This window comes from Bacillus sp. N6 (assembly GCF_052805735.1).
In genome coordinates this window covers 3,261,881-3,275,969 of record NZ_CM127843.1, presented here as the reverse complement: position 1 = coordinate 3,275,969, position 14,089 = coordinate 3,261,881, and the positions used below count along the sequence as shown (strand labels likewise).

Genomic DNA, 14,089 nt, shown 5'->3' with positions numbered 1-14,089 from the left:
ACCCATCGATTTCTAAAGGTTATGTATGTTATTATGACAAAAGACTTTTTGAAAGAGGTGGATACCAATGTTACAAGCGCTACTTATTTTTGTGCTTCAAATTATTTACGTTCCAATTTTAACAATCCGTACGATTTTGCTTGTAAAGAATCAAACAAGATCCGCTGCTGGTGTTGGATTGTTAGAAGGAGCTATTTACATTGTCAGTTTAGGTATTGTGTTTCAAGATTTATCAAATTGGATGAACATCGTTGCCTATGTCATTGGCTTTAGTGCGGGACTGTTATTAGGCGGTTATATAGAGAATAAATTAGCAATTGGTTATATTACGTATCAAGTTAGTTTACTAGACCGTTGTAATGAATTAGTAGATGAGTTACGTCACTCTGGATTTGGCGTTACAGTATTTGAAGGCGAAGGTATTAATTCTATACGTTATCGCTTAGATATCGTCGCAAAGCGTTCTAGAGAGAAAGAGCTTTTAGAAATCATTAATGAAATTGCACCGAAAGCGTTTATGTCTTCGTATGAAATTCGTTCGTTTAAAGGTGGATATTTAACGAAGGCGATGAAGAAAAGAGCGTTAATGAAGAAGAAAGATGAACATGCATCGTAAAAAAGAGGAGTAGTGCTGCATTAAAAGCGCAGTATAAGTCTAAATGTAAAAGAGAGGAATCTATTTTGATGTAGATTCCTCTCTTTTTTTATGAAAAATATTCATCTGTTAATTCAAAAAAACTAAATCGTATAATTATGTTTTTTACTCATTCTCAAATTAATGATTAGCCATATAATTTGAAAAAATACCGGTATGATAAACGTGATTAATAAAACGATAAGTGATATTGATTTAATTTCAGGTGTTTGAATAACACCAGCACCATCAACATCTCGTAGCCAAATAATAGCGGCCCATATTCCAAAAACGATAATCCAAAATATGTTACCAATCCACCAAGAAATCCATCGTTTTTTCATGTTAGCACCCCTACATTTATCTACTGTTAAAAGTATATTTTCTTTTGTTACATTTATAATGAAACAACTTTAAAATCAGTTTTTAACTGTATATCTAACTTGTTTGAAGGTTACTATTTCTCCATCATCATCATCGTCTTTCGTTTGTAAAAGTTGAACTTTTGGTTTGTAGTCCGTCCTATGAGCGTGTTCGATATCTTTAATGTTAAGTTTGTAGGATTCACCATTTTTTAGTTTTTGTTCCAACACTTTTTTATTAGCAACATAAATAAAAGTTACTTTATTTTCATCAATGCCTTTAGTTTTAATTTCTAATTCATTGTCTTTTGCTGTGATCGTTGGTGTTAATAATTCCATACTGCCTTTCCCGCTTTCTAAAGAATTCTCTGCTATAGTTGAGCATCCTGATAATATGATTCCAGTGAATAGAAGAACAAGTAATTTCTTTTTCATGACATACCCTCCGATTCTATGTGATTTTTGATTTTGGTATTGTTAGACTGCTAGTGTTTTATGTAAACGTTTAGTGAGCATCCCTTTCGATTGTACCATAATATGTAAAATGATACAGGCTGTATATCCAATTTAAGGGAGATTGAAAGTTTACTTATTATTGTAAATTCGTGTGTTTTAGCTGCTATTTCAATCGAAATGTAGACGAGAAAAAGAAATTTTTTTATAGAAATTATAATTTTTACATTTTACTATAATGATAGGGAATAGATGAATTCATTTACTTCGGAGGTAGTTATTTGAACATTAATGAGAAGGCAATTGAAATGTTTGAACAAAATAAATATGAGGAAGCAATGGAACTGTTTCAACAAGCAGTACATGAATCTAGAGACGTACAATCTCTCAATAATCTTGCCTGGATGTACTTTTATGAGGAAGAGAATGATGATAAAGCTCTTGAATTAATAAGAGAAGTTGTTAAGTTGAATCCTTCTTCATACTTTCCTTATAACATCTTAGGGGACATTTACATGAAACAAGAAAAATGGACAGAAGCGAAAGAAGCATTACAAAAGTCTATTTCGATTCAACCATCAGATGAAGCATATCATAATGTAGCTGTAGCGCATTATAACCTTGGAGAGTTGGAAAAAGCTTCAGAATTTTTCTTGCGAGTTGCAGGGGATTCGGACTATATCATGTATAGCTATGTAAAATGTTTAATTGATTTAGAACGAACGACAGAAGCAAAAGAGAAGTTAGATACTTTTAACAGGGAATCTGATAATTTTTTAGGGGAAATTAATGTAGCAGATTTATATGTTGAGTTGAATTGCTATAAAGAAGCAATTGAATGGTTCGAAAAGGGATATAAAGAATGCTGGAAAAGTCCTAATTGGATTGGTAGGTTTGTGTATGCTCTATATAAAACGAATAATTTCTCCCATATAAATGAAGTTATACGGGAATCTATCGAAGCGAAAACAGCAGAAATAGAAGATGTTCAGAATGAAGAAGTAGAAGAAAACTGGACAGAAAATGATAAGAAAGAGTTAATTGAGGAATATACAGAAGAGAATAATTGTTATAAAACAATGGTAGAACGTATCAAATCTGGATACGTTCCAGGATTAGAGTTTGAAACTGATTATATAGGGGCTTGCTATTTATTTGGTTGTAAAAGACATAATCACCTTGAATATGAAAAATAAAAAGATTCGACTGTCACATATGATGGTCGAATCTTTTTATTAATAGAAGAGCCTGAACCATCGAGCTCGTTTGATGAAGAACTAACTGAGCTGTCTACGAAATATTATTCTTTATATAAAGCTAGGATGGTGCCAACTACTTTTATTATGAAAGCTAGAAAGTAAACTGTTTTTATAAAAGAAGCCTATCATTTCAAACAAATGATAGGCTTCTTTATTTTAATAAAATTGAGGTTAAATGTGTACTTTTGTTATAAAAATGCATTTCATATAAAAAGTGTAATTATTTTTGGGGAGGGGGATTGTTGTGCGTCATCATAGAAATTGCAAAAAATTCGGAGTGGCACTGCCTCTTCCACTTATAGGAGCAACTGGTCCGACAGGTAATAGTGGTCCAATCGGTCCAACTGGAGGGCATGAAGGTCCTGTTGGTCCTACAGGGGTGACTGGACCGACGGGAGCAACTGGGCCCCAAGGTCCTCAAGGTATCAGGGGGATACAAGGTCCCCGAGGGACAACAGGAGCACAAGGAATACAAGGAGCTATTGGTGATACAGGAGAGCAAGGTATAACTGGCCCAACTGGTCTCCAAGGTGCTCAAGGATTAATTGGAAACCAAGGTTTAATTGGTGATATTGGAGTACAAGGATTAGAAGGAATACAAGGAGCTACGGGTCCTGCTGGTAGTCAAGGTATACAAGGCACACAAGGAATACAAGGGGAAATAGGTGAGCGAGGACAAACGGGAGCACAAGGAATGCAGGGAGAGAGAGGCATAACTGGAGTCTCGGGTGTAACTGGTCCACAAGGTCCTCAAGGTGTTCAAGGAATACAAGGAGAGCAAGGGGCTATTGGTATACAAGGAGAAGACGGCCTCCAAGGGATACAAGGAATTACTGGAGAGGAAGGGCCACAAGGAGCTCAAGGAATACAAGGTGAAGTGGGTCCAACTGGTTCTACTGGAATACAAGGTGCTCAAGGGATAAGTGGAATAAAGGGGATAACAGGTGCAATAGGTTTACAAGGCCCACAAGGTGTGCAAGGAATACAAGGTATAACGGGAGCAACAGGCTTTCAAGGGATAAAGGGAATAAGAGGTATAACGGGAGCGACGGGTAGTATTGGTATTCAAGGCTTAGAAGGACCACCGGGCGGTCCGACGGGAACAACCGGTCCAATTGGTCCATCTAGTGGAGTGACTGGTCCATCAGGTCCACCAGGTCCACCAGGAGGTCCACCAGGTCCAACGGGAGCGACTGGTTCAACAGGTGTAAGCGGAGAGATAGGACCAATTGGAGCGCAAGGAGTGCAAGGTATAACCGGTCCAACAGGTCATCAAGGTGTAAGGGGAGCGCAAGGTTCCCAAGGTGTAGTTGGAGCAGTTGGAGTACAAGGTGCACAAGGTCCTCAAGGTAACCAAGGTATAACAGGTCCAACAGGTGCAGAAGGTTCTCAAGGAATACAAGGTCCGCTGGGAGTAACTGGTCCAACAGGTGCAGAAGGTCCTAAAGGTATTCAAGGTATTCAAGGTGTAATAGGTCCAACAGGAGCACAAGGAATGGTGGGAATACAAGGCGTATCCGGTCCAGTTGGTGTTACAGGAGTGGAAGGAACTCAAGGTGCACAAGGAATCCGAGGAGTAACCGGTCCTGCAGGAGCACAAGGTATACAAGGAGTTCAAGGAATTCAAGGGGAGACAGGAGCAGCTGGAACACAAGGTCCTCAAGGGGTTCAAGGAATACAAGGGACTACCGGATTGACAGGTACACAAGGTGCCCAAGGTTCTCAAGGAGTGCAAGGAATAATAGGACCGACTGGAGCTATTGGTTTGCAAGGTCCTCAAGGAATACAAGGAATAACGGGTCCAACAGGAGCTCAAGGAGTGCAAGGAATACAAGGTGTGCAAGGAATTATCGGTCCAACAGGAGCACAAGGAATTAGAGGCCCCCAAGGAAATACAGGGGAAATTGGTATAACAGGACTTCAAGGAGTCCAAGGGGCACAAGGTAGTCAAGGGCCCCAAGGTCCACAAGGAAATGTTGGAATTACAGGTGCAACGGGTGAAACTGGGGCTACTGGAGCAACCGGGGCAACTGGACCACAAGGAGTGCAAGGAGAGCAAGGGATTACGGGAATACAAGGAATAACGGGAACGACAGGCAATACAGGTGCAACGGGTCCGCAAGGAATACAAGGTATACAAGGAGTTCAAGGTTTGCAAGGCCCAACTGGAGCAAGTGGAGTGACAGGTGCTAGTGGTAGTATAGGACCAGTTGGAGCGCAAGGTAGTCAGGGGCAAAACGGAGCGGTTGGACCTACAGGTGCAACTGGTAGCGTAGGAGCAATAGGCTTCTCGGGAATAGTAGGAGCGACTGGAGCGACTGGTTTACCTAGTGGGGGCGGTTATTTCTTTTCCACTGCAACGAGTGCAATTGCAGCGAATGCGCTAATACCAATCAATTCTGGTTCTACAATTTTTGGATCAGGAATTAGTTTAACAAGTGCAACAACTGTAACGTTGAGTACGCCGGGAATATATTTAGTAAGTTATTATTTTCAAGGTGATCCAACTAGTGGGAATGAAACGATTTCAGTAAGGCTGACGTTAAACGGAACACAAGTCGCAGGGAGTTTTATTTTTTATGTTACAGCAGGTTTTTTATTGGAACCAGCGATTTCTAATACGATGATAATTCAAGTTACTTCTTCAAATTCCACCTTGTCATTACAAAATGGTCCATTAGCTATTGGGCATGTAACGACATTAGCAGGAGTAATAACAGCTAGCTTAAACATATTACAAATAGTTTGATGCGTTACAAACGGGAGGAGATGCTTGTGAAGAATCAAGATAAGTGTAGTAAGTTTCAAGCACCTATTCCTTTTCCACCGCCAGGTATTACGGGGCCCACTGGACCAACCGGTCCAACCGGTGCTTTAGGTGGACCGACTGGACCACAAGGAATACAAGGCGTACAAGGTCCAATCGGTCCAACTGGTCCTCAAGGAATACAAGGAGTGCAAGGGGTGCAGGGAGAAAATGGTCCAACAGGCCCAACGGGTTTAACTGGACCACAAGGTTCTCAAGGTAATCAAGGACCTATGGGAGAACGAGGGCCACAGGGAATACAAGGTGTTCAAGGAATTCAAGGTGAAAGAGGTCCGACTGGTCCAACTGGTATTCAAGGGATACAAGGAATTCCTGGCCCAATAGGTCCAACAGGCCCAACAGGAATACAAGGTATACAAGGAATGCAAGGTGAAATCGGGTTAACAGGTCCAACAGGAATACAAGGTATACAAGGAGTACAAGGTGAAATCGGTCCAACGGGACCAACTGGAAATACGGGTATACAAGGTGTTCAAGGGAATTTAGGGAGTAGTGGTTTACAAGGGGTAATAGGTATACAAGGTATTCAGGGACCAATTGGCCCGACAGGTCCAACAGGATCTCAAGGAATTCAAGGAGAACAAGGTCCAATGGGACCAACAGGGGTAACTGGGGTCCAAGGTTTACAAGGTCCACAAGGTGAGATGGGGCAGGTCGGTCCAACAGGATCTCAAGGAATTCAAGGAGTGCAAGGTGAAATCGGTCCAACAGGCCCAACTGGTTTACAAGGTGATCCCGGTCCAACAGGCCCGACAGGAGCAACTGGGATAACTGGTCCGACTGGTTCTGCAACAGGTCCGACGGGAGCAACAGGTCCAACGGGGCCACCGGGAGGCCCGACAGGTCCAACAGGTCCAGCAGGATCACCAGGAGGCCCAACAGGTCCGACGGGAGCAACAGGGGCAACAGGGGCGACCGGAGCAACGGGAGCGACTGGAATTCAAGGAGTGCAAGGAGTACAGGGACCAACTGGAGCAACAGGTTTAACAGGTTTGCAAGGAGTGCAGGGACCAATTGGGGCAACTGGTCCAACGGGTGATCAAGGTATTCAAGGACCTCAAGGTGTAATGGGAGTAACAGGCCCAACCGGTCTACAAGGTTTACAAGGGATACAGGGACCGGTAGGGGCAACAGGCCCAACCGGTCCGCAAGGTGTGCAAGGGGTACAGGGGCCAATCGGTCCAACCGGCCCACAAGGAATTCAAGGCATACAAGGTGAGCAAGGCGTAAGGGGAGCAACGGGTCCAACTGGTTTACAGGGGTTACAAGGGATTCAAGGCATACAGGGACCAACTGGACCCCAAGGAATCCAAGGAGTACAAGGGCTGAGCGGCATAACAGGCCCAACCGGTCCACAAGGAATTCAAGGCATACAGGGACCTCAAGGAAATATAGGTCCAACCGGTTCGACTGGAATTCAAGGAGTGCAAGGTCCAGAGGGGCCAACTGGTCCAACAGGGGCAACAGGACCACAAGGAATTCAAGGCATACAAGGTCTACAAGGCCCAACCGGTCCACAAGGCATTCAAGGAATCCAAGGAATCCAAGGGCCTATAGGTCCAACCGGCCCAACTGGACCGCAAGGAATTCAAGGGGTAACCGGTTCGACGGGACCAACCGGAGCAACTGGAGCAACAGGTCCAACTGGAGTAACGGGTCCTCAAGGTCCCCAAGGAATTCAAGGACCACAAGGAGTAACAGGGCAGACGGGAGCAACTGGAGAGACAGGAGCAACGGGCTCACAAGGTCCACAAGGAATCCAAGGTCCACAGGGGATAACGGGTCCGACTGGAGCAACCGGCCCGACTGGAGCAACTGGTCCACAAGGTCCACAGGGAATCCAAGGTCCACAAGGTGTAACGGGTCAGGCGGGAGCAACAGGTCAGACGGGAGTGACTGGTGCAACTGGACCGACCGGAATACAAGGCATACAAGGAATAACTGGAGCAACAGGGGGAACGGGGGAAACGGGTCCAACAGGTGCCACGGGTCCAACTGGCTTGACAGGAGCAACCGGATCATCTGCTATATCGACAGGTGGCGGATATTTCTTTTCTACATCAACAAGTACAATTGCTGCAAATGCCAACATTCCAATTAATTCAGGGTCCACTGTATATGGCACTGGTGTATCTTTAACTAGTGCTACGACAGTCACAGTAGCGACGCCAGGAATATATTTAGTAAGCTACTATTTTCAAGGGGATGCAAATGGGGGGAATGAGACAGTATCTGTTAGATTGCTATTAAATGGAACGCAACTAACAGGGAGTTTTATACAAAACGTAACGACATCAACTGTAGTAATCGAACCAGCCATTTCAAATACACTTCTTGTGAATGTGACGAGTGCCAATTCAACATTAATATTACAAAATGGCCCGTTAGGTGTAGGGCATGTGACTACTATAGCAGGTGCGATTACAGCAAGCTTAAATGTAGTGAGAATTTTATAAAGAATATAAAAAACACAAGGAATGTCTTTGTAAGACACACCTTGTGTTTTTTAATATTAAATAAACATTTTCTTCATCTTTTCGGTTGAAAAATATGCTGAAAGAAGTATTTGTGATGTAAGTTATCTACAACTTTATTTGCTTGATATGTGCGTTGTTTTTCAATTCGGAGTCTTTGCTCCATCATTTTTATTGCGTGATCAGATAAACGTAACATAATACATTCTCCTTTTCTATAAATATAGGTGACTATTTGATATCGATCCCATATTTATAATTAAGGAGGCAAAATGTGTAACATAGGCAAAAAGCACCTTCCTCTCCCATTACGCTTACGAGGTTAGCTGTCGGACTCGGGAAGTGAGAGTTTCCCTACTTAAAAAAGATTCGCCCCAAGTAGCATAGCTACAAAAATGGTTCCCCCGCTCCAAAATTTGGACTCAGCAAAAGGTTTTATAAAGTAAAAAATAACATAAAGGAGCGAACAAGTCAAATTATTTTGTGTATTCTGTCTTTTTTAATTGCGTAAGAATCATACCGTCAGGAAGTATTGTATCTGATACTGTAATGAATCCGTGTTTTTTATATAAAGTAATAGCAGGGGTATTCGCTTTACCCGTTTGTACAATATATGTCATAGAAGAAGGGAACATGTTAAATATATAAATTAGGAGTTTCGTTGCGATTCCTTTTTGGAAAAAATCGGGCGATACAACTAACCTGTGGATATCGATTAATTTTTCTTCTTGTACAAAAGAAATAAAACCGACAAGTTTATTTTCAGAAAAATATCCATAGAATGTTTCAACACAACTTTGAATATCGTTTACAGTATCATATAAACGAGGTATGGCAGTACTATTTAAATAGTCTGCTTCAACTTTATAAGCTGGAATTTGAACCTGTAAAATGGATGTTGCTACTTCAAAAGAAGTGGAATTTAACTTAAGAATCATAGATAATGAAGCCTCCTTTAAATATGGTATATGAATATAATTGCTTTATGGGTGAGTTTGACAATATTTTTCTTTTTTGCATATAATATATGTATCTCCATATGTAAAATAGTAGTAAATATATTTCTATAGTGAAATATGATTAGCAATGATAAATACATATGTTTGTATTGAATCATACAAACTATAATAGAAATGGAGGACTAAAAATGGGATGGATTATCACATTAATAGTTGGTGCTATTATAGGTGCAATTGCTAGTTCTATAACGGGTAAAAATTTCCCAGGTGGTATGTTCGGAAATATTATCGCAGGTTTATTAGGTGCTTCGTTAGGTGGTAGATTATTTGGATCCTTTGGGCCATCATTTGGTGGGATTCATGTCGTGCCGGCATTATTAGGTGCAATCGTGTTAATTATTATTGTATCATTTGTAGTGAAAGCTGCAAGGAAATAGAGATATAGATTATGATGAAGAGCCCTGAATAAGGGCTTTTCATCATTCGAAGAGGTGGTTTCATTGGAGAAAATAAATATAAGAAAAAGAGATAAGTTAAGAAAGTTTTTTAGAGAACAAAATTATTTGGCGGTATTACTTGGATTTGCGTTATTGTTCATTAATATTTTATTGCTAACAAAAATATCATTTGTTTTTACACCGTTTATCGTATTTTTAAAAACAATTTTCTTCCCAGTACTATTAGCAGGCGTGCTATTTTATATTTTGCATCCATTCGTTTCGCTTTTAGAAAAGAAAGGTGTTTCAAGAATCGTATCGATAGCTTCCATATATTTAATCGTACTAGGGTTATTTGTATTTTTAGTTGTAACGGTTATCCCTATTATTAAAGATCAAATTGATGCATTAATTGATAACTTACCGTATTTTGGCCATGAGATTGAACAAGCAGCACGTAGATTCGGGGAAAGTAATTTACTCGGTAAAATTCAGGAGAATTTAAATATTAATGTTGCGAATATGGTAAAAGACTACACAGTTGATTTTACAAAGTCATTATCATCAGTAACTGGGAATGTAACTGGATTTTTGAGTACTGTTACAGAGGTTGTTTTAACATTTGTAATGGTTCCATTTATATTGTTCTATCTTTTAAAAGATGGTGAGCAATTGCCGAATCACTTTTTAAAGTTTATTTCAGAGCAAAGACAACCAGCAGCAATGAGAATATTAGATGATATGCATTATGCGATTAGTTCGTACATTAGAGGGCAAATTATAGTTAGCTTGTTTATCGGTATTATGCTATTAATCGGTTACCTTATTATCGGTATTAAATATGCAGTACTACTCGCTATTTTAGCGATGATTGTAAATATCGTTCCGTACGTAGGACCAATTATCGCAATTACACCAGCGTTAATTATTGCGTTTATTGATTCGCCAGGGATGGTTTTAAAGGTAATTATTGTAATGATGGTTGTACAATTAGCAGAAGGTAAATTTATTTCTCCGCAAGTTATGGGTAAGAAGTTAGATATTCACCCAATTACAATCATATTTATCATTTTAACTGCCGGAAACTTATTCGGGATTATGGGCATTATTTTAGCCATTCCAGGATATGCGATATTAAAAGTGTTAGTTACACACGGTTATAGATTTGTTAAGTTGAATACATGAAAAAAAGAGCTAAAACAGTGGGAACTGTTTTAGCTCTTTTTTATTAACAATTCATTTGCATATTGGCGCGCCCATTGATCCGCTTCCAATATAGCATCAAGTGAAGGATCTTTTACATTATGATGAGCTTCAACTGTTTTGTAAATTGTTTTTTCAATATCGAAAAAGGCAATTTCATTTTTTAAGTATAGTGCATTCGCAATTTCATTTGCTGCATTTAATACAGCGGGAGTAGTACCACCGATTTTGCCACATTCATATGCGTATTGTAGACAAGGGAACTTCTCTAAATCTGGTTTTTCAAAATGTAAACTACCGATTTCTAATAAATTTAATTTTTCATAGGAAGAAGGTAGCCGAGTAGGATAGTGAAACGCATATTGAATCGGCATTCTCATATCAGGAGCACCGAGCTGTGCCATAACTGATCCATCAATAAATTCTACTAAAGAATGAATGATACTTTCTTTATGAATCATTACATCAATTTTTTCATACGGAATATCAAATAGCCATCTCGCTTCCATTACTTCAAAGCCTTTATTCATTAATGTGGCAGAATCAATCGTTAGTTTTGCACCCATTAACCAGTTTGGATGTTTTAAAGCGTCCTTAGCTTGTAATGTTTGCATTTCTTCACGTGTTTTATCACGAAAAGCACCACCGGAAGCTGTTACAATTAACTTCTCAATCTCTTTATTATTTTCGCCGTTTAAACATTGGAAAATAGCTGAATGCTCACTATCTACTGGAATTAAGCGACATCCGTTTTGTTGCGCTAGTTCAGTTACGATATGTCCAGCTGCAACCAAAGTTTCTTTATTAGCAATAGCGATATCTTTCTTCGCTTTTAATGCCTCAATTGTTGGGAGTAATCCTGAAACACCTACAACAGAGCTTAATACAAGATTTGAATCAGGGTGAGTAGCTACTGCAATTAAGCCATCAGTCCCGTGTGTGATTTTTGTATTTGCTGAAATACGCGTACGAAGCTTGTCTGCTAAGTCTTTTGTCGCAACGCTTACAATACGAGGTTGAAACGTTTTGATTTGTTGCTCAAGAAGATCGATATTATAATTTGCGGTTAAACCGACGATTTTAAAATGTTCAGGATGAGCTGAAACGACATCTAATGCAGATGTGCCGATGGATCCTGTTGAACCTAAAATTGATATATATTTTACCATGAAAAAACCTCCAAAGTTGTTTCGAATATTTCTGCAAACCTATATAACATTAGACAATTGAAGTGGAAATTCCTGCTATATAAAATAGAAAATTAGGGTTTGTTTGGAAGTGAAATGTGATAAACTGTAAAAAATAACGAAAAAGCAATGAAAGAGAAGAGTACATATTCGAAACTTTTTAGAGAGCTGATGTGTGGTGGAAATCAGTAAGGGATGAATATGGAATGGGCTCTGGAGCTGCTAACTGAAATGAGTAGGTAAAGACGGTTACTTCACGTTATTGAAGTATGAAGTGAGCTAATGATAGCTAATTAAGGTGGTACCGCGGGAGCCTCTCGTCCTTTTTAAGGATGAGAGGCTCTTTTTATTTTGAGAAAGGAGGAGTTAGTGTGAGTGAAAAAATAATGTTAACAGGAATTAAGCCGACAGGTTATCCGCATTTAGGAAATTATATTGGTGCGATTAAACCTGCATTACAAATGTCAAAGAATAATGAAGGAAAAGCATTGTACTTTATAGCTGATTATCATGCATTAAATGCTGTTCATGATCCAGAGAAGTTCAGCAGTTATACGAAAGAGGTAGCAGCTACTTGGTTATCGCTTGGACTTGGGGAAGATGTTGTTTTTTATCGGCAAACAGAAGTATCGGAGATTCTAGAATTAGCTTGGATTTTAGCTTGCCTAACTCCGAAAGGTCTTATGAACCGTGCTCATGCGTATAAAGCGAAGGTGGAGCAAAATAAAGAAGCGGGTTTAGAGGTAGATGCAGGAGTGAATATGGGATTATATACGTATCCGATTTTAATGGCGGCGGATATATTACTATTTCAAGCTACTCATGTACCAGTTGGGAAAGATCAAATTCAGCATATTGAAATTGTACGTGATATTGCGACGTATTTTAATCATACATTAGGCACGACATTTACACTTCCGGAGTATGTAGTGCAAGAAGAAGGAGCAATATTACCAGGACTTGATGGAAGAAAGATGAGTAAAAGTTACGGGAATGTGATCCCATTATTTGCAGAGAAAGAAAAACTACGAAAGTTAATATTTAAAATCAAAACAGATTCTTCACTTCCAAATGAACCGAAAGAATTAGAAACATTATTTATGATATATAAAGAGTTTGCGATGGAAGATGAAATACAGTCGATGCGTGAAAAGTATGAGACTGGAATCGGATGGGGCGATGTGAAAAAAGAGTTATTTCGCGTTGTAGATCGTGAGTTAGCTGGACCTCGGGAGAAATATACTATGTATATGAATGAGCCGAATTTATTATACGAAGCTTTAGAAAAAGGTGCTGAGCGAGCAAGAAAAATCGCGAAGATAAATTTAGTGGAAATTAAAAAACGGATTGGATTTAAGAGGGGGCGCTGAGCGTTCCCTCGTTTTTCGATATCAATTATTCTTCATATCGATACATAGAGCAAGGAGTTCGCACTTCTTTTCCGAACTTATTAGTTGCATATATGAAAAAGTATGCTAATATAAGGTTACTTATTAAACTTGTTTAATAAGTTTAATTAAAGGCACTTATTAAAGGTGTTTAATAAGTGAATCTCATTCAATAAAAAAGGAGATGAATGTATGAAAACGGAGAAAGAAAAGATGGTGGCAGGAGAAATGTATATTGCGGATGACGAAGAATTGGTGGCTGATAGGGTGGAGGCAAAACGTTTAACACGCCTTTATAACGAGGCGATGGAGACAGGAGATGAGAGGCGTTTTACGTTATTAAATCAGCTTTTAGGTTCTTCAACTGATGGGAAAGCACAAATTAATCCTGATTTTCGTTGTGATTACGGCTACAATATTCATGTTGGAAAGAGCTTTTTCGCAAATTTCAATTGTGTGATTTTGGACGTTTGTGAAGTTCGAATCGGTGATAATTGTATGTTTGCACCTGGTGTTCACATTTATACTGCTACTCATCCATTACATCCGGTGGAACGAAACTCTGGCAAAGAATATGGAAAACCGGTAAAGATAGGTAACAATGTCTGGGTTGGCGGAGGCGCTATTATTAACCCTGGTATTTCAATTGGAGATAATGTTGTAATTGCTTCAGGGGCAGTTGTGACAAAAGATGTACCTAATAATGTAGTTGTTGGTGGAAACCCAGCTAAAGTTATTAAAACGATAGACTTATAGAAATCGTTTTTTATGAGTGCATGAATAAACAGATGTCGTATCGTATAGAAAAGGTGAAAGATGTTTCATATAAAGAAAAATAGTACGGAAAATCGTACGAAGACATTACTTACTTCTTGAAACGCTCTTTTTCGTATTTGTTTTGCCGGT

13 protein-coding genes, 1 pseudogene, 1 riboswitch and 1 other annotated feature are annotated in these 14,089 nt (G+C 39.4%); of the genes and pseudogenes, 9 read left to right on the top strand and 5 right to left on the bottom strand.

Annotated elements, in window-relative coordinates; genetic code table 11:
• The first annotated feature begins 67 nt into the window (after window positions 1-67).
• Entirely contained in the window at window positions 68-616 is a 549-nt protein-coding gene (locus ACUXVC_RS16860) for a DUF2179 domain-containing protein (RefSeq protein ID WP_000938438.1), read from the top strand.
• Between the two features lie 122 nt (window positions 617-738).
• On the opposite strand, the gene ACUXVC_RS16855 is transcribed toward ACUXVC_RS16860, so the two are convergent.
• Entirely contained in the window at window positions 739-978 is a 240-nt protein-coding gene (locus ACUXVC_RS16855) for a DUF3923 family protein (protein WP_000747681.1), read from the bottom strand.
• Window positions 979-1,053: 75 nt separating this feature from the next.
• Window positions 1,054-1,431, bottom strand: coding sequence for a hypothetical protein (locus tag ACUXVC_RS16850; protein WP_000728046.1), 378 nt, complete (start codon window positions 1,429-1,431; stop codon window positions 1,054-1,056).
• 299 nt (window positions 1,432-1,730) lie between these two features.
• Here ACUXVC_RS16850 and ACUXVC_RS16845 point away from each other — a divergent pair, with 299 nt between their 5' ends.
• The 4 genes and pseudogenes from ACUXVC_RS16845 (at window position 1,731) to ACUXVC_RS16830 (ending at window position 7,991) form a co-directional block, all read left to right on the top strand.
• Entirely contained in the window at window positions 1,731-2,645 is a 915-nt protein-coding gene (locus tag ACUXVC_RS16845) for a tetratricopeptide repeat protein (RefSeq protein WP_098126970.1), read from the top strand.
• Window positions 2,646-2,687: 42 nt separating this feature from the next.
• A pseudogene (locus ACUXVC_RS16840) lies at window positions 2,688-2,810 on the top strand (ubiquinone biosynthesis protein UbiE); the annotation flags it as partial.
• A gap of 142 nt (window positions 2,811-2,952) precedes the next feature.
• On the top strand, window positions 2,953-5,457 hold the full coding sequence (locus tag ACUXVC_RS16835) for a collagen-like protein (protein WP_446025777.1): 2,505 nt from the start codon (window positions 2,953-2,955) through the stop codon (window positions 5,455-5,457).
• A 20-nt stretch (window positions 5,458-5,477) separates the two neighbouring features.
• Window positions 5,478-7,991: a BC_3345 family exosporium-associated protein gene (locus tag ACUXVC_RS16830; RefSeq protein ID WP_340783238.1), complete on the top strand. Its 2,514-nt coding sequence runs from the start codon at window positions 5,478-5,480 to the stop codon at window positions 7,989-7,991.
• A gap of 73 nt (window positions 7,992-8,064) precedes the next feature.
• Here the strand turns inward: ACUXVC_RS16830 and ACUXVC_RS16825 are convergent, their stop codons facing one another.
• Together ACUXVC_RS16825 and ACUXVC_RS16820 are read right to left on the bottom strand one after the other, a co-directional pair.
• Complete coding sequence (locus ACUXVC_RS16825; RefSeq protein WP_000945243.1) at window positions 8,065-8,208, bottom strand: hypothetical protein; 144 nt, start codon at window positions 8,206-8,208, stop codon at window positions 8,065-8,067.
• Between the two features lie 96 nt (window positions 8,209-8,304).
• Window positions 8,305-8,447, bottom strand: a riboswitch (cyclic di-AMP (ydaO/yuaA leader).
• Between the two features lie 38 nt (window positions 8,448-8,485).
• On the bottom strand, window positions 8,486-8,947 hold the full coding sequence (locus ACUXVC_RS16820) for a GNAT family N-acetyltransferase (protein ID WP_000601232.1): 462 nt from the start codon (window positions 8,945-8,947) through the stop codon (window positions 8,486-8,488).
• Between the two features lie 209 nt (window positions 8,948-9,156).
• Between ACUXVC_RS16820 and ACUXVC_RS16815 the strand changes: the two genes are divergently transcribed.
• Entirely contained in the window at window positions 9,157-9,405 is a 249-nt protein-coding gene (locus ACUXVC_RS16815; RefSeq protein ID WP_069355969.1) for a GlsB/YeaQ/YmgE family stress response membrane protein, read from the top strand.
• 63 nt (window positions 9,406-9,468) lie between these two features.
• A complete protein-coding gene (locus tag ACUXVC_RS16810) occupies window positions 9,469-10,590 on the top strand; it encodes an AI-2E family transporter (protein ID WP_053563951.1) in 1,122 nt (373 codons plus the stop codon).
• 29 nt (window positions 10,591-10,619) lie between these two features.
• Here ACUXVC_RS16810 and ACUXVC_RS16805 read toward each other — a convergent pair whose 3' ends face one another.
• The gene (locus ACUXVC_RS16805) at window positions 10,620-11,777 is read right to left on the bottom strand and encodes a 1-deoxy-D-xylulose-5-phosphate reductoisomerase (RefSeq protein WP_000241788.1); all 1,158 of its coding nucleotides are present in this window, start codon (window positions 11,775-11,777) and stop codon (window positions 10,620-10,622) included.
• A 138-nt stretch (window positions 11,778-11,915) separates the two neighbouring features.
• Window positions 11,916-12,123 (top strand) — a binding site (T-box leader).
• Between the two features lie 43 nt (window positions 12,124-12,166).
• Here ACUXVC_RS16805 and ACUXVC_RS16800 point away from each other — a divergent pair.
• Both ACUXVC_RS16800 and ACUXVC_RS16795 read left to right on the top strand, forming a co-directional pair.
• Entirely contained in the window at window positions 12,167-13,165 is a 999-nt protein-coding gene (locus tag ACUXVC_RS16800) for a tryptophan--tRNA ligase (RefSeq protein WP_095690482.1), read from the top strand.
• 210 nt (window positions 13,166-13,375) lie between these two features.
• Window positions 13,376-13,939: a maltose O-acetyltransferase gene (locus tag ACUXVC_RS16795; protein WP_000845630.1), complete on the top strand. Its 564-nt coding sequence runs from the start codon at window positions 13,376-13,378 to the stop codon at window positions 13,937-13,939.
• Window positions 13,940-14,089 lie beyond the last annotated feature (150 nt).

Bases quoted from the DNA above. Each gene is read 5' to 3' on its own strand.
- ACUXVC_RS16860 (WP_000938438.1), top strand. From the start codon at position 68: ATGTTACAAGCGCTACTTATTTTTGTGCTTCAAATTATTTACGTTCCA.
- ACUXVC_RS16855 (WP_000747681.1), bottom strand. From the start codon at position 978: ATGAAAAAACGATGGATTTCTTGGTGGATTGGTAACATATTTTGGATT.
- ACUXVC_RS16850 (WP_000728046.1), bottom strand. From the start codon at position 1,431: ATGAAAAAGAAATTACTTGTTCTTCTATTCACTGGAATCATATTATCA.
- ACUXVC_RS16830 (WP_340783238.1), top strand. From the start codon at position 5,478: ATGCTTGTGAAGAATCAAGATAAGTGTAGTAAGTTTCAAGCACCTATT.
- ACUXVC_RS16825 (WP_000945243.1), bottom strand. From the start codon at position 8,208: ATGTTACGTTTATCTGATCACGCAATAAAAATGATGGAGCAAAGACTC.
- ACUXVC_RS16820 (WP_000601232.1), bottom strand. From the start codon at position 8,947: ATGATTCTTAAGTTAAATTCCACTTCTTTTGAAGTAGCAACATCCATT.
- ACUXVC_RS16815 (WP_069355969.1), top strand. From the start codon at position 9,157: ATGGGATGGATTATCACATTAATAGTTGGTGCTATTATAGGTGCAATT.
- ACUXVC_RS16805 (WP_000241788.1), bottom strand. From the start codon at position 11,777: ATGGTAAAATATATATCAATTTTAGGTTCAACAGGATCCATCGGCACA.
- ACUXVC_RS16795 (WP_000845630.1), top strand. From the start codon at position 13,376: ATGAAAACGGAGAAAGAAAAGATGGTGGCAGGAGAAATGTATATTGCG.